Here is an 18,208-nt window from a genome sequence, read left to right as displayed (position 1 = left end):
TTACAAATCATTTTTACTTTTGATGTAATCTAACATTTTTTTATCATCAAATTCTCCTTCAGAACGAGCAATGACACAACTAGCTAATCCATTTCCTATTACATTTACGGTAGTTCTAGCCATGTCCATTAATTCATCTATCCCTATAATAGCTAATATAGGCCAAGTCGGTAATCCAAAAGAAGCTACAGTAGCTAAAAGAATTACTAAAGATGCTCTCGGTACTCCAGCAACTCCTTTACTAGTTAAAATTAACGTCAGTCCTATAAATATTTGTTGGCTAAAACTTAAAGGAATACCAGACGCTTGTGCAACAAAAACAGTCGCTAAAGATAAATAAAGAGTAGTCCCATCTAAGTTAAAGCTATAACCTGTAGGAATAACAAAAGCTATAATTTTTCTGGGAACTCCTAATTTTTCTAAATTTTCCATAAGTAAAGGCAAAGCAGATTCGGAACTTGTAGTAGCAAACGCGAGTGAAACAGGTTCGGCTAATGCTTTTACAAAACCTTTTAAAGGAACTTTAATCCAAAAAAGAATAGGAAGTAAAACAACGATCAAAAAAATCAGTAAAGCAATATAAAGAGTCAATAACAATTGAAATAAATTATATAAAATATCCAACCCCATATGTCCTACTGTATAGGCAATAGCGGATCCTACTCCTATAGGAGCAAAATACATAATAATTTTAGTAAATTTGAACATGATTTCTGAAAGACTTTCTGCAAACAGTAGTATAGGATTTCGTTTTTTCTCCTCTAAAAAAACCATGGATACACCGAATATAACGGAAAATACGACTATAGGCAATACATCTCCATGATATATGGATTTTATAAAATTTTCTGGAAATACATGAAGGATTGTGTCTTGCCAAGTTCTACTTTCTACTTTTGGTAATTGTTGTTTTGTTATTCCTGAAGGGATAACAATGCCTACTCCTGCCTGGGATACATTAATAGCAATTAGACCAATAAATAAAGCTAAAGTTGTAACAATTTCAAAATATAGTAGGGATTTCCATCCCATGCTGCCTAATTGTTTGATATTAGAATGACTTGCTATTCCAACTACCAAAGTTGAAAACAATATTGGTGCAATGATCGTTTTGATCAACCTCAAAAATATTTGAGATAAAAATCTTAATTCTACAGCTATTTTTGGCATATCTAATCCTATTTCTATTCCTATGATAATGGATAACAATATCCAAGTAGTTAAGTCTTTTTTCATAAAAGAATACAATATGAAAATAGATATTACGAAATATCTTAATATGCAAAGAGTCAATTTATCCAATCCTAATAAGGATTTTGATAAATGAATCAATACATATGCCAAAACACTTAAAAAAGCTACTAATAAAACTTTTTCTTTTTTTATTTTCATTCCAGTACTCATTTTTTTTATATAAAAAATCCAATCAAAAAATTATTACATGGTAAGGTATAAGGTAACAGACCCGTAGGGACTCGAACCCCAACTAACAGAACCAAAATCTGCTGTGCTACCGTTACACAACGGGTCTATGAAAAATGTAAATATATACCATTTTTTTTCAAAAACATGATAATTATATCTAAATTTGGACTACTTGACTTTAAAAACGTTAACAAGGTTTTATATATAATATAAATTAATCAAATTATGTCCGTAAAAATTCGTTTAAAAAGAATTGGGAAAAAACATCGACCTATTTATCATATAGTTGTAGCTGATTCTCGTGCTCCACGAGATGGAAAATTTATTGAAAAATTGGGAACATATAATCCTCATACGGATCCTCCTTCAACTGTATTAAAAATACAAAATGCTGTATCCTGGTTGATGAAAGGAGCACAACCTACCAATACGGTTAAATCCATTTTTTCTAAAACTGGTGTTCTATTGAAAAAACATTTGTTAGAAGGAGTAAAAAAAGGCGTCTTCACTAATGAAGAATCCCAAAAAAGATTTCACACATGGTACAAAAAATATAGAATTTAATCTAGTAAATAACATGTAAATTTTTTCGAAATATTTAATTTTTTTATATAAGTATCAGAACAATTCATTGAAAAATTTCCTATTTGTTCTCTTCTTAAAGAAAGGATATAAGCTCTGCTTCTAAGTGCTTGTCCAAAATCTCTGGCTATAGATCGAATATAAGTCCCTTTTCCACATTCTATCAAAAATTTTATGTAGGGGATTCCTATTTTTAAAATATGAAATTTATAAATTTTTACGCGTCTAGATCTGACAAGTATCTTGATTCCTTTTCTAGCATATTCATATAATCTTTTTCCTTTTTTTTTTAAAGCGGAAAAAGATGGAGGGAATTGATCTATTTCTCCTAAAAATCTTTTAGATATTTTTTCAATTAACTGAGGAGTAATATGCGAAATGGAAGAAAAATTATGCTCTTTTGTTTCTGAATCAAAAGATAAAGTTTCACAACCTAATTTGATAATGCCTGTATAAACTTTTTTATAATTTTGAATTTCATTTACTTTTTTAGTATATTTTCCTGTTAAAACGATTAATAAACCTGTAGCAAAAGGATCTAAGGTTCCGGTATGTCCGATTTTCAGATTTTCTTGAGATATGGTAGAGATAATATGACTTTTTATTTTTTTAACAATATCAAAAGAAGACCATCCCCATGGTTTATCTACTAATAATATTTTTCCATTTTTTAATTCTGATAAATTGATAATCAAAATTTTATAATTGGTTTAATAAAATAATGTATAATCAGAAAAAAAGTTCCTAAAATAATTCTATAGTATCCAAAAAATTTGAAATTTTTTAAATATTTTATGAAATATTTTATGGATATCATTCCAGTGATAAAAGATACTATATTTCCTAATAATAACAATTCCATATCTTTAAATGTCAAATAATTTAATTGGAAATAATAGTCAAATAATTTTTTGCATGTCGCAATTATGATAACAGGAACAGATAAAAAAAAAGAAAATTCAATAGCTTTTATTCTATTTATATTTTGTAACATACAAGCAACGATAGTCGTTGCGCTTCTGGATACTCCTGGTACTAAAGCTATACATTGGAATAATCCAACAATAAAAGCTTTCAAATAAGTAATATTGTTTTTCTTATTAAGAAAATTTTTTTCATAAAAAATCTCCGCTTTCAAAATTATTAATCCTCCTATTAAAAGAGATAAAGCGACTATAAGTGGTTGATTCAAAAATAAATTGGTTATTTTGTTCAAAAAAAAACCAAAAATTCCTACAGGAAAACTAGCTACACAAATTTTTATATAAAAATCAAATTTTTGAAAAAAAAGCTTTTTTCTATATAAAAATACGACAGATAAAACAGCTCCAAACTGAACAGAAATAAGAAATAAATTTGTTATTTTATTTTCTATGATTCCCATCATGTAAGCCGCAAAAATCATATGACCTGTAGAAGAAATTGGAAAAAATTCTGTAATTCCTTCAATAATCCCCAACAGGATCGATTGAATATAATTCATAGTATGATCAATTCATTGAAAAAATTAAACATCAATGTTTGCATGTATTGCATTTTTTTCTATAAAACTTCTTCGTGGAGGAACTTCATCTCCCATTAGAATGGAGAATATTTTATCTGCTTTTGAATAATCCTCTATATTTACTTTCCGTAAAGTTCTTTTTTTAGGATTCATAGTCGTTTCCCAAAGTTGTTCTGCATTCATCTCTCCTAATCCTTTATATCGTTGTACATTCACATATTTTCTTCCTCCTAATTTATGGATAATGTTTTCTCTTTCTTGATCACTCCAAGCGTATTGGTAATGTTTTCCCTTTCGAATGAAATAAAGTGGAGGTGTAGCAATATAGATGTGTCCTTTTTCTATTAATGGTTTCATATAACGAAAAAATAATGTTAAAATTAAAGTAGAAATATGACTTCCGTCTACATCTGCATCTGTCATAATAATAATTTTATTATATCTAAGTTTTTTTATGTTTAAAATTTTTTGATCTTCTTCTGTTCCAATAAAAACTCCTAAAGAAGTAAATATATTTTTTATTTCCTCATTTTCAAATATTTTATATTGCATAGCTTTTTCCACATTGAGTATTTTACCTCGTAAAGGCAAAATAGCTTGAAAATTTCGATCTCTTCCTTGTTTAGCTGTCCCTCCAGCAGAATCTCCTTCCACTAAATAAATTTCACAGTTTTCTGGATTACTGAAAGAACAATCAGCTAATTTTCCAGGTAAAATACTACTTATAGAAGTCTTCTTTTGTATTAATTCACGAGCTTTTTTAGCTGCTTGACGTGCTTTAGCTGCTAATATAATTTTATCAATAATTTTTTTCCTATCACTAGGATGTTCTTCTAAATAACTATGAAATTTTTCTCCTACAATTTTATCCACAATACCTCCTACTTCATGATTACTTAGTTTTGTTTTAGTTTGTCCTTCAAATTGAGGCTCCATAACTCTAACAGATATAATAGCCGTAATTCCTTCTCTAAAATCATCTCCAGTTAATTCTACTTTATTAGATAAAATACTACCATATCCATCAACATATTTTTTTAACGTTCTTGTTAATGCTCTTCGAAAACCAGAAATATGAGTTCCTCCTTCATAAGTATTAATATTATTAACATAAGAATAAATTTTTTCTTTAAAAGAAGTGTTGTATTGCATAGCTACTTCTACAAGAGTATTATCTTTTTCTTCTTCAATAAAAAGAATTTCTTTAGTCAAAGATTCTTGATTTTGATCCAAAATTTTTAGGTATTCTTTTAATCCATTTTTAGAAAAAAAATATTCTTTCATATCCTTTCTCTCATCTTTTAAAAATAAATACAACCCTTTATTTAAAAAAGATAATTCTTTTAATCGATTAGCTAAAATTTCATAATTATATATAATGGAATTAAAAATAGAGTGATCAGCAAGATAATAAATTTTAGTTCCTTGCATATTAGTTTTTCCTAAACATTTTACAGGATAAAGGGCTCTTCCTTTCAAATATTCTTGTTGATAAATTTTTCCGTTACGATAAATTGTAACTATAAGTTTTTGAGAAAGAGCATTGACACAAGAAATCCCTACTCCGTGTAATCCTCCAGAGACTTTATAAGAATTTTTGTCAAATTTTCCACCTGCACCAATTTTAGTCATAACAACTTCTAGAGCTGATTTTCCTTCTTTTTTATGAATTTCTATTGGGATCCCACGACCGTTATCAAGTACAGTGATGAATCCATTCTTATGAATTGTAACCCATATTTTTTTGCAAAAACCAGCTAGAGCTTCATCTACAGAATTATCTATCACTTCGTAAACTAAATGATGTAACCCTCTAACTCCTACATCTCCAATATACATAGAAGGTCTAAGTCGAATATGTTCAATTCCTTCAAGAGACTGAATACTATCTGCGGTATAATCTTTTATTTTATTTTTATTCATAATCCATTAATTTTATTAGAGTCTTTTTTAGTTTACATAAAATTTATAGCTTTAAAAAAAAATATAGAAAAAATATTATTACGTGAAAATTTGGGAAAAGAAAAAAAATTTTAGTTTCAATAAAAAAATAGTAAGTTTTACTTCAAGTCAAGATTCAAAAATAGATTTACTTTTAGCTCCACATGATGTGATAGGAACTATAGCTCATGTTATTATGTTGAAAAGTGTAGGATTATTAAATCAAAAAGATTTCAAAATTATAATTCAAGAATTACGTAATATTTATATTCATGAAATTTTAAATAATAATTTTAAAATAGATGAAGGAATAGAAGATATTCATTCTCAGATAGAATTTTTGTTAACCAATCGTTTAGGGGAAGTTGGAAAAAAAATACATAGTGGTAGATCTAGAAATGATCAAATTTTAGTGGATTTAAAACTTTTTGTTCGCACAGAAATCAAAGAGATCGTATACATGACTTATTCTTTTTTCGATTTATTATTAAAATTAAGTGAACAGCATAAAAATATATTAATCCCTGGTTATACTCATTACCAAATAGCAATGCCTTCTTCTTTTGGTCTTTGGTTTGCCGCATATGCAGAAAGTTTGATAGATGATTTACTATTAATACGGACCGCATATCGCATCGTAAACAAAAATCCTTTAGGTTCCGCTGCAGGGTATGGATCTTCTTTTCCATTAAATCGAAAAATGACAACTGATTTATTGGGTTTCGAAAATTTAAATTATAATGTAGTGTATGCTCAAATGGGACGTGGAAAAATGGAAAGAATAGTTTCGGAATCTATTGCTTCCTTAGCAAGAACTTTAAGTAAAATGTCACAGGATATTTGTTTATATTTAAGTCAAAATTTTAACTTTATTAGTTTTCCTGATCACTTGACCACTGGATCGAGTATTATGCCTCATAAAAAAAATCCGGATGTTTTTGAGATGATACGAGCTAAATGTAATAGAATCACTTCGTTACCTAACGAAATATCTTTAATTTCTTCTAATTTATGTTCCGGTTATCATAGAGATTTTCAAATCATTAAAGAAAGATTTATTCCTCTTTTTGATGAGATAAAAAAATGCCTTTCTATGTTTCAATATATGTTGAATTATATTATAGTAAAAAAGGATATTATTCAGGATGATAAGTATAAATATCTGTTTAGTGTAGAAGTTGTGAAAAAATTGGTAGTTGAAAAGGGATATTCTTTTAGGGAAGCTTATCAAAAAGTAGATTTAGATATACAAAACAAATGTTTTAAACCCTTTACTAAGGGTTATTATTCTCATGAAGGAAGTATAGGAAATTTGTGTAATACAAAAATTAGGAATTTAATGCAAGATGTGATAAAAGAGTTTGATTTTGATAAAATAAACGAAGTGATAAAACGTTTAATTTATCACCCATTATATTAATCTAAAGAATCCGAATCTTGTTTAAATTGCATAGATTTTTTATCAAACCAATCTTTTATTTTCTTGTGATGTCCAGATAGAAGTGTTTTTGGAACAGCCCACCCTTTGTAAACTTTTGGACGAGTGTAAATGGGTGGAGCTATGAAAAATTCTTTTTGAAAAGAATCTGTGAAAATGGAATCTTGATTTTTTATGACTCCAGGTAACAATCTAACTATAGATTCAACAACAACAGCAGCAGCTAGTTCACCTCCAGATAAAATATAATTTCCAATAGATATTTCTTTTGATATTAAATGATCTCTAATTCTTTGATCAATTCCTTTATAACGACCACAAAGAATGATAATGTTTTTCTTTTCAGTTAAATCTTGAGCATATTTTTGTGAAAATAATTTTCCATCAGGAGTCATAAAAATTTTTTCATCATAATCTCTTTCTAACAAAAGTTTGGAAAAACATTGATATACAGGTTCTATTCTAAGAATCATTCCTGATCCACCTCCATAAGGATAATCATCCACATTTTTTCGTTTTCCTAAACCATATTGACGTAAATCATGAACATGAATATCAACCAACCCTTTGTTCATCGCTTTTTTAATAATAGAATTGGAAAAAGGGCTATGAAAAATTTCAGGTACTATACTAATAATGTCTATACGCAACGCATTATTTTTTTGTTAATATACACTTTGATTGATAAAAACGAAAAAATTATACCTTTGTGAATAATTTATTCAAAATGAATTACATCGTATCCATAGTAGGACGTCCTAATGTCGGAAAATCTACTTTTTTTAATCGTATTGTAGGAAGAAGAAAAGCAATTGTTCATGTCACAAGTGGAGTTACAAGAGATCGTATTTATGGAAATTCAGAATGGAATGGAGTAAAATTTTCTGTAGTGGATACTGGTGGTTTTTCATTTTCAAAAAATGATATGCTTGAAAAAGAAATAAAAAACCAAATTTTCATAGCTATCAAAGAATCTGATGTTATTTTATTCTTAGTCGATATAAAAATCGGAATCTTAGATTCAGATAGAGAAATCGCTAAAATATTAAGAAAATGTGACAAAATAATTTTATTAGTTGTAAATAAAGTAGATAATGGAAAAAATCTATATCAGAATACAGATTTTTTCCATTTAGGATTTGAAAAATATTACTATGTATCAGCTATCAATGGAAGTGGGACAGGAGAATTGCTAGATCAATTAATAGAAATATTTAAACATAAATTACTGAAAAAAAAAGAAAAAATATTGGAAAACGAATTCATTCCTCGTTTTTCAATCATAGGACGTCCTAACGTTGGAAAATCTACTTTAATTAACTCTTTTCTAAATAAAAACCATCATATTGTGACAACTATCTCTGGTACAACCAGAGATAGTTTAGATGTATTTTACAAGAAATGGGAATACAAGTGTATTTTAGTAGATACACCTGGAGTCAGAAAAAAATCAAAAATAAAAGATCACATTGAATTTTATTCTACTATTCGAACATTTCAAACAATCAAATATGCGGATGTTTGTCTTTTAATGGTAGATGCATATCGTGGATGGGAAAAACAGGATATGAATATTTTTAGATTAGTAGAACAAAATCATAAAGGGATCATAATTCTTATTAACAAATGGGATTTATTTCATAAAAATAATTCTCATACACAAAAAGATTATGAATTTTTTATAAGAAAAAAAATTTATCCATTTGATAATGTTCCCATTATTTTTATATCTGCTAAAAATAAATATGGAATAGACAACATTCTTCCTATGGCTTATCAGGTTTTAAAATACAGTAAAAAAAGATTAAAAACGAATATTTTAAATAAAATTATGTTACCAATTTTTAAAAAAAATCCTCCTACTCCTAATAAAAAAAATAAATTCATAACTATCAAATATTGTATTCAGTTGCCTTCGTGCACGCCAAAATTTATTTTTTTTTCGAATTTTCCTCAATACATAAAAGAATCTTATAAAAGATTTGTTGAAAATAAAATTCGTTTTCATTTTGATTTTATAGGAGTCCCAATACAAATTTTTTTTAGAAAAAAATAATTTGTATTGGATTTTTATCGATTGATAATATCGTGATCACACATTTAAGAGGAAAATTAATAGAAAAAAATCAATCTTATTTAATTATAGATTGTCATGGAGTCGGATATCATATTCATATATCCTCATATACCTATTCTTCTTTGCTTTTGAAAGAAGACATAGATATATGCATATATACTTATCTGTTTATAAAAGAAAATCAACATGTTTTATATGGTTTTTTTGATAAAAAAGAAAGAAAAATGTTTTCTAATTTGATATCCGTGAATGGAATTGGTCCAAATTCGGCTATAATGTTATTATCTTCTCTCACTCCATATGAAATAGAAAAATCTATATATAAAGAAGATATCAAAGTGTTTAAAAAAGTTAAAGGAATTGGGACAAAAACAGCTCAAAGAATTATTATTGAACTAAAGGATAAAATTATTCCTAAAAAAGGAAAAAACATAAAATTATTGAAAGATCCATCTTATTTAATAAAAAAAGAAGCTTTAAGTGCTTTGAATGTGCTTGGATTTTCTCCTAAAGAATCTAAAAAAGTTTTGGATGATATTTTGTATAAAAATCCAGAATTTTCTGTAGAAAATCTCATTAAAGAATCTTTAAAAAAAATTGTCAAATAATAAAAATTATTCACTATTTATTAAATAAATATTAATTTTTAATAATATACTTTTTTTTGTGAATTCAATAATACCTCTTATTTATGAAATTTTTTTATCCCTCAATTATAGTAGTTCTTTTTTTCTTATCAATATTTGATTTGATTGTTGGTTTAATTAATGATGCCGTTAATTTTTTAAATTCTGCTATAGGATCTCAAGTTGCTTCTCGTAGAACTATTATGATTTTTGCTAGTTTAGGTATTTTATTAGGAGCTTTTTTATCTAGTGGAATGATGGAAGTAGCAAGAAAAGGAGTTTTTGATCCTTCCTATTTTTATTTTTCCGATATTATTTTTATCTTTTTATCGGTTATGATATCCGATATTATTTTACTAGATATTTTTAACACTTTGGGATTACCAACTTCTACTACAGTATCTATGGTTTTTTGTTTATTAGGTGCAGCTTTCAGTATAGCCATGATCAAAATGACTTCTCCATTGAATAACGAACCTTTTCATCATTTAGCTTTATACATTAAAGCTGAAAAAACATTTACTATTAGTATAGGTATTTTTTTATCTATTATCATTTCTTTTACTTCTGGTGCTTTTATTCATTATTTCATTCGTTATTTATTTAGTTTTGAATATGAAAATAGATTAAAATATATAGGAGTGATATGGACTGGTATTTCATTGAGTAGTATGACTTATTTTCTAATTGTTAGAGGATTGCATAGTACTTTTCAGGGTTTTATTGATGAAAACTTAACAGGTTTTTCCTTATTAGTTCAAGGTTTCATAAAATGGATTCACCATAATTTTTTTATTTTTTTGTTGATATTATTTTCAACGTGGATTATTATAGCAAAAATATTTGTTTCTTTAGGATATAATATATTAAAATTTGTAGTATTATATGGAACTTTTTCTTTGGCTATGGCTTTTGCAGGAAATGATTTAGTCAATTTTATCGGTATTCCTATAGCTAGTATACAATCTTATAACATATGGAAAGAATCGGGAAGCCCTCCTGCCGAAAAATTTCATATGAAAAGTTTATCTGGAAATGTACAAGTTCCATCTTATTTTTTAATTTTTTCAGGAATGATCATGATATTGACTCTTTGGTTTTCAAAAAAAACCAAAAATATCACGAGCACAGAAATTAATTTAAGTAGACAAAATGAAGGACCAGAAAAATTTTTATCTAATTCTTTTTCTAGAGGAATTGTTCGATTCTTTTTACATTTAGGGAATCGTTTTTTTAAATTATTTCCTAAAAGACTTTTGGTTCAAATAGAAAAAAATTTTAAACCAAAAAAAATACAAAAAGAAGAAAGCGTTGCTTTTGATTTAGTTAGAGCTTCTGCAAACTTAACTATATCCAGCATATTGATATCTATAGCTACAGTTCAAAAACTACCATTATCTACCACTTTTGTCACTTTTATGGTGTCTATGGGGACTTCTCTTTCAGATCGAGCATGGGATAGAGAAAGTGCTGTTTACAGAGTTTCAGGTGTGTTAAAAGTTATAAGAGGATGGTTTTTAACAGGTTTAATAGCTTTTACTATGGCAGGAATTACTGCTGCTTTTTTATATTTTTTTAAAGTCTGGGCTCTTTCCTTACTAATTTTTTTTATTTTATTTGTTTTTTATAGAAGTTACAAAAACTATAATAAAATGCAAGATCTAAAAATAGAAGAAAAACCGTTTTTTGGAATAGTGAATTTAACTTTAGAAACCACTTTAAACAAAACTTTTGATATTTTAAAACCGATACTTGAACATATTGAAAATATTTATAAAAATAGTATAGAAGGAATTACCCAAGAAAATTTAAAAACTCTTCAAAAGAGTAGAAATAACTTTTTAAAAGAAAAAGAAAATTTTGCAAGTATACATAACTCTTTAATTAAAGTGATTAGAAAAACAAAAAATAGAGAACCGATTGCTGGAATACTATATTTACATATATATAATAAAATTAAAGAAATTATTGAATCTTCAGATATTATTACGAATCATACTTTATTTCATGTCATCAATAGCCACAAACCTTTAAAATATAAACAAAAAAAAAATTTACTAACACTCGAACATCTTATGATTCAACATTTTCATATCATAAAAAAAATAACAAAAAATAAAAATATAAAAAAGATTAAATTTTATTGTGTGATACGAAATCAGATTTCAAAAAAAATTGAAGGGCAAATGAATGAACAAGTAATGGGTATTATTCATAAAAAATATGGAACAAAAAACACTTTCTTGATGTTGGATATTCTTTTACAATCAAAAAAAATAACAGAAAGCATAAAAGATATTATTTTATTGTATAAAAATGCATTATCCCATATTTCATCAAAAAAAAAAGACACATTAGCTCTCTAGAAAATGGTCATTAAATTACATCCTCGCATATCTGAAAAATCTATTCTTCCTAATACTTCGAATTCATTATCATTAATTTTTTTACCTAAATCTTCAGTAGAAATAAAAGGACAAGATAAATAATTCGATAAATCAATAATATCAATTGCTCCTATTTTATTTTTATCTATATGGATAAAAGGATCTTCAGTATCTCTTATATATATTCTCATCCAAGGAGGACATTGAAATATTCCGTTTTTTTTTGCATATGCTTGAGAAAGCAATTCTGTCATTCCATATTCCGAATGAATTTCCTTTACACAAAAAAATTTTTTTAATTTATTGTGCAATTCTTCTCTAATAATTTCTTTTTTTTTCCCCTTCATTCCTCCTGTTTCCATAATTATAACTTTGTTTTTATTCTTATTTAGTTTCATATGATTATATTTTTCTATAAAATCCAATAAAGAAAAGCTAAGTCCAAAAATTAAAATATTTTTACCATTTTTATTAGGAATAAAACGGATATTATTATTAGGAACAAAATGACTTCCATTTTTATGAGTTTTTTGTATTAAATATTTAACCATATAAATCAAAGAAGAATCTTTTCGATCTCGATCTGTAGGAAAAAATCCTAAAAACTGAAATTTTTCTATTGGACCATAAAAAAACTCAAAACTATTTTTAATACTATCAATATAAATACTCAAATTTTTTACATAATGTTTACTTTTTATACCAGTAGTTCCACTGCTAGTAAAAATGATATCATAACAATCACAATCTGTTGGACTAATACTAATACAATGTGTTTTAAAGAAAGAAATAGGTAAAAAAGGAATTTCAGAGATATTTTTTATTTCAAATGGATCAATATTTAAAGATTGAAGATAAGTTTGATAAACTTGATTATTTTTAATTTGATAGTGAAATATATCCCATGTCAAATTATCAAATTCTTTTTTTGATGATATAGAAAAAATCTTTTTTTCAAATTTCATAAAATTTAAAATATAATTCTTTCAATTTATCCAATAAAGATCCTTTTTGATACAAGAAAAATTGAAATTCTTTTTCAAAGGAATTTTGAAAAAAATTATTAGGAAAAAGATCTAATTTTTTATTTCCTTCTTTTAACAAAGAAAGACATATTGAAAGAAGAAAAAAATATTTAATCATGCCTAATATTCCACCACATAATCTATTTATAGGCTTCATCCATGTGATCATCATTATGAATTCTATTATTTTTTTAGTCAAAAAAGCTATAAAAATAATAGAAAAAAGTGAAATTATTAAAGAATAAATTATCAATACATAAGATTTTTGATTTACGATATTCATTTCTTTTAACATTTCTTTTACAAAATGATAAATATAAAAACCTTTGAAAATAAACATAAAAAATATCATAAATATAAAAAGTTGAGAAATTAATCCTTTTTGATATCCATGATATACACCATACAAAACTAGAATTATAATTATTACATCTAACATAACTATTTTTAATATACTAAATAAAATGGAAAAAAAATTTATGCACAAATTTTATCTCAATTGGAATAAAGTCATGTCGTATATGCAAGATAATTTTTCAATAGAAGGAAAAATTGATATAATTGGAGTTATTTATATAATAGGAATTCAAGAATTAGGAAAAGGAAAGAATCCATTTTTCAATAAAGAAGATAAAATCAATATTCTACATATTGCAATATGTAGAATATTAGAACCTTTTGGGTATTATTTATTTATTGGAAGAGATAAGGAAGGATGGCCCCATTACATATTGAAAAATAAGATTCCTTTTAATCATGAAGAACAATTATTTCTAATTAAAAAAGCTATTATTCGTTATATGAATGACGAAAATATTATACAATATGAATCAAAAAACAGATAAAATTAAAGAAGAAATTAAATGTTTTCGCATTAAAACACGTAATGATTTAGAAACATTTAGAATTAAATTTTTAGGTAAAAAAAAGGGAATTATAACAATTTTAATTAAAGAATTGAAAAAAATTTCAATTCATAAAAGAAAGATTTATGGAAAAATTATTAATGAATTAAAAAAAGAAGCTCAAAATAAAATAAAAATTTTTCAATCAAAAAATGAGATTCAAAATGAAAAAATACCAAAATTTGATCCTACTATACCTGGAAAATCTATAGAAATAGGATCCAGACATCCACTATCTATTATAAAAAACAGAATCATAGATATTTTGACAAAAATTGGATTTCTTTACGAAGATGGCCCTGAAATAGAGAATGATTGGCATAATTTTACAGCTTTAAATATTCCTATATCTCATCCATCCAGAGATATGCAGGATACATTTTTTTTGTGTAAAAATCCAGATATTTTATTACGGACACATACTTCCTCTGTGCAAATCCGATATATGAAAAAACATAGGCCCCCTTTTCGTGTAATGTCTATAGGAAAAGTATATAGAAATGAAACTATTTCATCACGTTCCAATTTTATGTTTCATCAAGCGGAAGGATTTTATATAGATAAACAGGTTTCTTTTTATGATTTAAAACAAACAATTCATTATTTGGTTACCTCTCTTTTTGGAGAAGAAAAAATTAGATTTCGTCCTTCTTATTTTCCATTCACAGAGCCTAGTGTTGAAGTTGATATATATTGTAATAATGAATGGATAGAAATTATGGGTTGTGGAATGATAGATCCACAAGTTTTGAAAAACGTAAATATTGATTCAGAAATTTATTCTGGATTTGCTTTTGGATTGGGAATCGAACGTTTATCTTTAATTATTTACAAAATGAAAGATATTAGAATTTATTTTGATAATGATATTCGTTTTTTAAAACAATTTAAAAGCGAGTTTTAAATTGATATTTTCTTTGTCTCAAAATTTCGTATAAAATAACCCCACAAGCTACAGATACGTTTAAAGAGGAAATTCCTTTTTTTGCTGGAATTTTTGCTTTTTCATAGGAATTTTTTAAATATTTTGAAGAAATTCCTTTTTCTTCATTTCCTAATATTAAAGCTATTGGACCTGAAAAATCAATATTGTACCAATATATATTGGATTTCTCTGTAGCAGAAACGATTTTTAACCCAGAATTTTTCAAAAACTCTATCGTGTTTAATATATTTTTTTCTTGACATATTGGAATTTTAAATAAAGCTCCTGAAGAAGTTTTGATAGAATCGGATCCAATCATAGCTGTGTCTTTTTTTGGAATAATAATAGCATCTGCTCCTGCGCATGCAGCGGTTCGTATTATAGATCCAAAGTTTCTGACGTCTGTAATTCTATCTAAAATGATTAAAAGTGGATTTTTACCTTTTTCATAAAATATAGGAAGTAAATCTTGGATATGATAAGTTTTGATAGGAGAGAGAATAGCAAAAACTCCTTGATGATTTTTGTTTTTAAATTGGTAAAATTTTTGTTTTGAAACGATTTCAATTGGAATATATTTCTCTTTGGAAAGAGAGATTAATTTTTTATAAGCATTTGATACTTGTTTGAGTCCTCTTTGAGAAAAGATTTTTTTAATAGTTTGATTAGCGATAATCGCTTCTATTAATGGATGGATTCCATAAACAATTTCTAATTTTTTCATAATATATTATTTTTCTCATCAAAAATTTTAATAAAAGATTTATTTAATAAATTTTTGATGAGAAACCGTGTAATATTTCTTCCAAAATAAAATATAATTATAAAAATTATAAAATATAAAATAGTTAGAATTCCAAATCCTACTACATAATTATCAAAATAAAAAGAAAAGAAAAAACATAAAGAAAGGCTCACTAAAAAAAAAATAATAATGCAAAATATCAATAAAAAAAAATTCAAAAAAATCTCTGTCATAATGGAAATCAATATTTTAATGACTTTTTTAATAAAAAAACACCATTTTTGATGAATAAAATTTTTTATAAAAATGAACATTTTAAAAAAATAAAAAACTTATTAAAGTTTAAGTTCCTAATTCATCTTCTACTTTATCCATTTTTTCTATTTTATTTTTTTTCCACTTAGATTCAAGATTTGATTTAATTTGATACACTTTTTTTCCAATTTTCTTACCAATTTCCTGTATAGAATCACTTAATTCTTCTGTTTTTTTTCCTAACATATTTTTGATTTTTTCTTCTTTTTTTGGAGCTAATATCATTCCTACTATTAAACCTGCCATGGTTCCTAAAATAACTCCCCAAAAAAAACTTCCTACTTTTTTCATAAGAAATAACAATTTTATATTTTTACTCTTACTAATAAATTTAACCATACAATATTTACATACAAAATTGTATTTATATATTTATGAAATATTTTTTACATGTTCATTAAAAAAAATTTTTATCTCAAAAAATTCAATACATTTGGAATAAATGTTTCTGCTCGTTATTTTGTAGAAGTGAAAAGTATAGAGGAAATTCAAAAAATTTTCGATATATATCCATCAATTTCAAAACTTTTTTTGGGAAATGGAAGTAATATTCTTTTTTTAAAAAATTATTATGATGGTATTGTAATGAAAATGGGAATTAAAGGAAAAAAAGTAATTAAAGAAAATGATAATCAAGTTATGGTTCAAGCTTTTGCTGGAGAAAATTGGCATGAATTTGTCAGTTGGACAATAAAAAAAGGATTTAGTGGTTTAGAAAATTTATCATTTATTCCTGGTACAGTTGGAGCCGCTCCTATTCAAAATATTGGAGCATATGGATCAGAAATCAAGGATACTTTAATTAAAGTACAAGCATATGAAACAGACAATAGAAAAATAATAGAATTGACTCGTAAAGAATGTCAACTAAAATATCGTTATTCTTTTTTTAAACATCCTCAGTATAAAAGTAAATTTCTGATTTTGTCTGTTTTTTTTCTTTTAAAAAAGAAATATCAACAATTAAATACATCTTATGTGGAAATCCAAAAAGAATTAGAAAATATGAATATTAAAAAAAAACCTACTATTCACGATTTAAGTCTGGCAATTTTTAATATTAGAAAAAAAAAACTTCCAAATCCTAAAAAACTTGGAAATGCTGGTAGTTTTTTTATCAATCCTGTAGTAGAACTACTATATTTTCAAAAAATCAAACATCAATATCCCGCTATTATAGGTTATAATATTTCTAATAATAAAATAAAATTATCTGCTAATTCACTAATTGAAAATATAGGATGGAAAATAAAAAAAATTGGAAATGTAGGAATGTATGAAACAAAACCCATTATTCTAGTCAACTATGGGAAAGCTACAGGAATGGAAATTTATTCTTTTTCAGAAAAAATAACGAAAAACATAAAAAATAAGTTCAATATTTCTTTATCAAGAGAAGTCAATGTCATACAATAAGTAAAAATAAATCATGAAACAATTTACCTTTGTTTTTTTCTAGGTTATTTGGGGTGTTCGTATAATTTGATAACAACTTGAATTTATGTTAATGACTATGAGTTTAGATAAATCGAAACAATACATACAAAATAAAATCAAAGAAAAACCTGATTTTGGAATTTTATTATTAGAAAGTCAGTTTGATCAGCTGATAAAAGAGATGAAAAATCCTATATGTATTTCTTATGAAGAAATACCCCTTTTCTCAAATTTATATGGAAAATTCTTATTCGGTAAAATAGAAAATAAAAATGTGGTTCTTTTAATAGAACCTGAACCTTATCCTTCTTATGAAGAAAAGAAAACTAACAATTTTCCTATTTTACTGTGTAAAAATATAGGAATAGATAAATTAATATTGATTAATATTTCTGGTGGAGTCAATCCAAACTATAAAATGGGAGATGTTATGTTGATTAAAGATCATATTAATTTTTTTCCTGAAAATACTAATATAAAAGGATTTATAAAAAATAAATTTTTTCAAATTACAGAACCATATGATAAAAAAATGATAGAAATTGCAGAAAATATTGCAATGAATCACAATATCATTATTCAAAAAGGAGTATATGTTGCTTATCCTTATCCGAATTATAAAACTTATGCAGAATATGCTATGATACGATCTATGGGGGGAGATAGTGTGGGTATAAATATCGTTCAAGATGTCATAACAGCTAGATCTATGAATTTACGAGTATTTGCTATATCCATTGTAATGGGATTATATGAAAAACTTAAAGATAATGGACAACATAATTTTGACGAAATTAATTTTTATAAAGAAACAGAAAAATCTATATCTCTGCTCATATTAATAGTCAAAGAATTTATCAAACTTTGTATATAAAT

18 protein-coding genes and 1 tRNA gene are annotated in these 18,208 nt (G+C 25.6%); 9 read left to right on the top strand and 10 right to left on the bottom strand.

Features of this window, described 5'->3' with window-relative positions; genetic code table 11:
* Complete coding sequence (locus H0H55_RS01410; protein WP_185861522.1) at positions 1–1,404, bottom strand: dicarboxylate/amino acid:cation symporter; 1,404 nt, start codon at positions 1,402–1,404, stop codon at positions 1–3.
* A gap of 56 nt (positions 1,405–1,460) precedes the next feature.
* Positions 1,461–1,531: transfer RNA gene (locus tag H0H55_RS01405), tRNA-Gln, on the bottom strand.
* Between the two features lie 119 nt (positions 1,532–1,650).
* On the opposite strand from H0H55_RS01405, the gene rpsP reads away from it, so the two are divergent.
* Entirely contained in the window at positions 1,651–1,989 is a 339-nt protein-coding gene (gene rpsP, locus H0H55_RS01400; RefSeq protein WP_185861521.1) for a 30S ribosomal protein S16, read from the top strand.
* Here the strand turns inward: rpsP and truB are convergent.
* The 3 genes from truB to gyrB are packed head-to-tail and all read right to left on the bottom strand — an operon-like array spanning position 1,986 to position 5,434.
* The gene (gene truB / locus H0H55_RS01395) at positions 1,986–2,702 is read right to left on the bottom strand and encodes a tRNA pseudouridine(55) synthase TruB (protein ID WP_185861520.1); all 717 of its coding nucleotides are present in this window, start codon (positions 2,700–2,702) and stop codon (positions 1,986–1,988) included. The genes rpsP and truB overlap by 4 nt on opposite strands.
* A complete protein-coding gene (locus H0H55_RS01390; protein WP_185861519.1) occupies positions 2,699–3,490 on the bottom strand; it encodes an undecaprenyl-diphosphate phosphatase in 792 nt (263 codons plus the stop codon). Before H0H55_RS01390 ends, truB begins: the two co-directional genes overlap by 4 nt.
* Positions 3,491–3,514: 24 nt before the next feature.
* Positions 3,515–5,434 carry a DNA topoisomerase (ATP-hydrolyzing) subunit B gene (gene gyrB / locus H0H55_RS01385; RefSeq protein WP_185861518.1) on the bottom strand — a complete coding sequence of 640 codons (1,920 nt, stop codon included), beginning with the start codon at positions 5,432–5,434 and terminating at the stop codon, positions 3,515–3,517.
* Positions 5,435–5,516: 82 nt separating this feature from the next.
* Between gyrB and argH the strand changes: the two genes are divergently transcribed.
* Positions 5,517–6,872: an argininosuccinate lyase gene (gene argH, locus H0H55_RS01380; RefSeq protein ID WP_185861517.1), complete on the top strand. Its 1,356-nt coding sequence runs from the start codon at positions 5,517–5,519 to the stop codon at positions 6,870–6,872.
* Here the strand turns inward: argH and trmD are convergent.
* Positions 6,869–7,540 carry a tRNA (guanosine(37)-N1)-methyltransferase TrmD gene (gene trmD, locus H0H55_RS01375; protein WP_185861516.1) on the bottom strand — a complete coding sequence of 224 codons (672 nt, stop codon included), beginning with the start codon at positions 7,538–7,540 and terminating at the stop codon, positions 6,869–6,871. The genes argH and trmD overlap by 4 nt on opposite strands.
* Positions 7,541–7,617: 77 nt before the next feature.
* Here trmD and der point away from each other — a divergent pair, with 77 nt between their 5' ends.
* From der to H0H55_RS01360, 3 genes are all read left to right on the top strand, one after another.
* Positions 7,618–8,946 (top strand): ribosome biogenesis GTPase Der, encoded by a 1,329-nt coding sequence (der, locus tag H0H55_RS01370; protein ID WP_185861515.1) that lies wholly within the window; start codon positions 7,618–7,620, stop codon positions 8,944–8,946.
* Between the two features lie 32 nt (positions 8,947–8,978).
* A complete protein-coding gene (gene ruvA, locus H0H55_RS01365) occupies positions 8,979–9,575 on the top strand; it encodes a Holliday junction branch migration protein RuvA (protein WP_185861514.1) in 597 nt (198 codons plus the stop codon).
* Positions 9,576–9,658: 83 nt separating this feature from the next.
* Positions 9,659–11,959: an inorganic phosphate transporter gene (locus H0H55_RS01360; protein ID WP_185861513.1), complete on the top strand. Its 2,301-nt coding sequence runs from the start codon at positions 9,659–9,661 to the stop codon at positions 11,957–11,959.
* Here the strand turns inward: H0H55_RS01360 and H0H55_RS01355 are convergent.
* Together H0H55_RS01355 and H0H55_RS01350 are read right to left on the bottom strand one after the other, a co-directional pair.
* On the bottom strand, positions 11,956–12,945 hold the full coding sequence (locus H0H55_RS01355; RefSeq protein ID WP_185861512.1) for a LuxE/PaaK family acyltransferase: 990 nt from the start codon (positions 12,943–12,945) through the stop codon (positions 11,956–11,958). The two genes, H0H55_RS01360 and H0H55_RS01355, sit on opposite strands and share 4 nt — an antisense overlap.
* The gene (locus H0H55_RS01350) at positions 12,935–13,444 is read right to left on the bottom strand and encodes a CvpA family protein (RefSeq protein ID WP_185861511.1); all 510 of its coding nucleotides are present in this window, start codon (positions 13,442–13,444) and stop codon (positions 12,935–12,937) included. The genes H0H55_RS01355 and H0H55_RS01350 overlap by 11 nt, the downstream gene beginning before the upstream one ends.
* 25 nt (positions 13,445–13,469) lie before the next feature.
* On the opposite strand from H0H55_RS01350, the gene H0H55_RS01345 reads away from it, so the two are divergent.
* Together H0H55_RS01345 and H0H55_RS01340 are read left to right on the top strand one after the other, a co-directional pair.
* Complete coding sequence (locus H0H55_RS01345; protein ID WP_185861510.1) at positions 13,470–13,850, top strand: hypothetical protein; 381 nt, start codon at positions 13,470–13,472, stop codon at positions 13,848–13,850.
* Entirely contained in the window at positions 13,831–14,814 is a 984-nt protein-coding gene (locus tag H0H55_RS01340) for a phenylalanine--tRNA ligase subunit alpha (protein WP_185861509.1), read from the top strand. The genes H0H55_RS01345 and H0H55_RS01340 overlap by 20 nt, the downstream gene beginning before the upstream one ends.
* Here the strand turns inward: H0H55_RS01340 and rlmB are convergent.
* On the bottom strand, positions 14,798–15,559 hold the full coding sequence (rlmB, locus tag H0H55_RS01335) for a 23S rRNA (guanosine(2251)-2'-O)-methyltransferase RlmB (protein ID WP_185861508.1): 762 nt from the start codon (positions 15,557–15,559) through the stop codon (positions 14,798–14,800). The genes H0H55_RS01340 and rlmB overlap by 17 nt on opposite strands.
* A 363-nt stretch (positions 15,560–15,922) precedes the next feature.
* The gene (locus H0H55_RS01330; RefSeq protein WP_185861507.1) at positions 15,923–16,186 is read right to left on the bottom strand and encodes a YtxH domain-containing protein; all 264 of its coding nucleotides are present in this window, start codon (positions 16,184–16,186) and stop codon (positions 15,923–15,925) included.
* A 99-nt stretch (positions 16,187–16,285) separates the two neighbouring features.
* On the opposite strand from H0H55_RS01330, the gene murB reads away from it, so the two are divergent.
* Positions 16,286–17,311: a UDP-N-acetylmuramate dehydrogenase gene (gene murB, locus H0H55_RS01325; protein ID WP_185861506.1), complete on the top strand. Its 1,026-nt coding sequence runs from the start codon at positions 16,286–16,288 to the stop codon at positions 17,309–17,311.
* 85 nt (positions 17,312–17,396) lie between these two features.
* A complete protein-coding gene (locus H0H55_RS01320) occupies positions 17,397–18,206 on the top strand; it encodes a purine-nucleoside phosphorylase (protein WP_317168412.1) in 810 nt (269 codons plus the stop codon).
* Positions 18,207–18,208 lie beyond the last annotated feature (2 nt).

It is taken from the genome of Blattabacterium cuenoti, assembly GCF_014251795.1.
In the GTDB taxonomy this organism is placed as follows: domain Bacteria; phylum Bacteroidota; class Bacteroidia; order Flavobacteriales; family Blattabacteriaceae; genus Blattabacterium; species Blattabacterium cuenoti_AB.
The sequence above is the reverse complement of the archived record's forward strand: the minus strand, read 5'-3'. Positions and strand labels throughout refer to the sequence as shown.

Coding starts and splice junctions, on each gene's coding strand:
- H0H55_RS01410 (WP_185861522.1), bottom strand. CDS start 1,404: ATGAGTACTGGAATGAAAATAAAAAAAGAAAAAGTTTTATTAGTAGCT.
- rpsP (WP_185861521.1), top strand. CDS start 1,651: ATGTCCGTAAAAATTCGTTTAAAAAGAATTGGGAAAAAACATCGACCT.
- H0H55_RS01390 (WP_185861519.1), bottom strand. CDS start 3,490: ATGAATTATATTCAATCGATCCTGTTGGGGATTATTGAAGGAATTACA.
- gyrB (WP_185861518.1), bottom strand. CDS start 5,434: ATGAATAAAAATAAAATAAAAGATTATACCGCAGATAGTATTCAGTCT.
- der (WP_185861515.1), top strand. CDS start 7,618: ATGAATTACATCGTATCCATAGTAGGACGTCCTAATGTCGGAAAATCT.
- H0H55_RS01360 (WP_185861513.1), top strand. CDS start 9,659: ATGAAATTTTTTTATCCCTCAATTATAGTAGTTCTTTTTTTCTTATCA.
- H0H55_RS01355 (WP_185861512.1), bottom strand. CDS start 12,945: ATGAAATTTGAAAAAAAGATTTTTTCTATATCATCAAAAAAAGAATTT.
- H0H55_RS01350 (WP_185861511.1), bottom strand. CDS start 13,444: ATGTTAGATGTAATAATTATAATTCTAGTTTTGTATGGTGTATATCAT.
- H0H55_RS01345 (WP_185861510.1), top strand. CDS start 13,470: ATGGAAAAAAAATTTATGCACAAATTTTATCTCAATTGGAATAAAGTC.
- H0H55_RS01340 (WP_185861509.1), top strand. CDS start 13,831: ATGAATCAAAAAACAGATAAAATTAAAGAAGAAATTAAATGTTTTCGC.
- rlmB (WP_185861508.1), bottom strand. CDS start 15,559: ATGAAAAAATTAGAAATTGTTTATGGAATCCATCCATTAATAGAAGCG.
- H0H55_RS01330 (WP_185861507.1), bottom strand. CDS start 16,186: ATGAAAAAAGTAGGAAGTTTTTTTTGGGGAGTTATTTTAGGAACCATG.
- murB (WP_185861506.1), top strand. CDS start 16,286: ATGTTCATTAAAAAAAATTTTTATCTCAAAAAATTCAATACATTTGGA.
- H0H55_RS01320 (WP_317168412.1), top strand. CDS start 17,397: ATGTTAATGACTATGAGTTTAGATAAATCGAAACAATACATACAAAAT.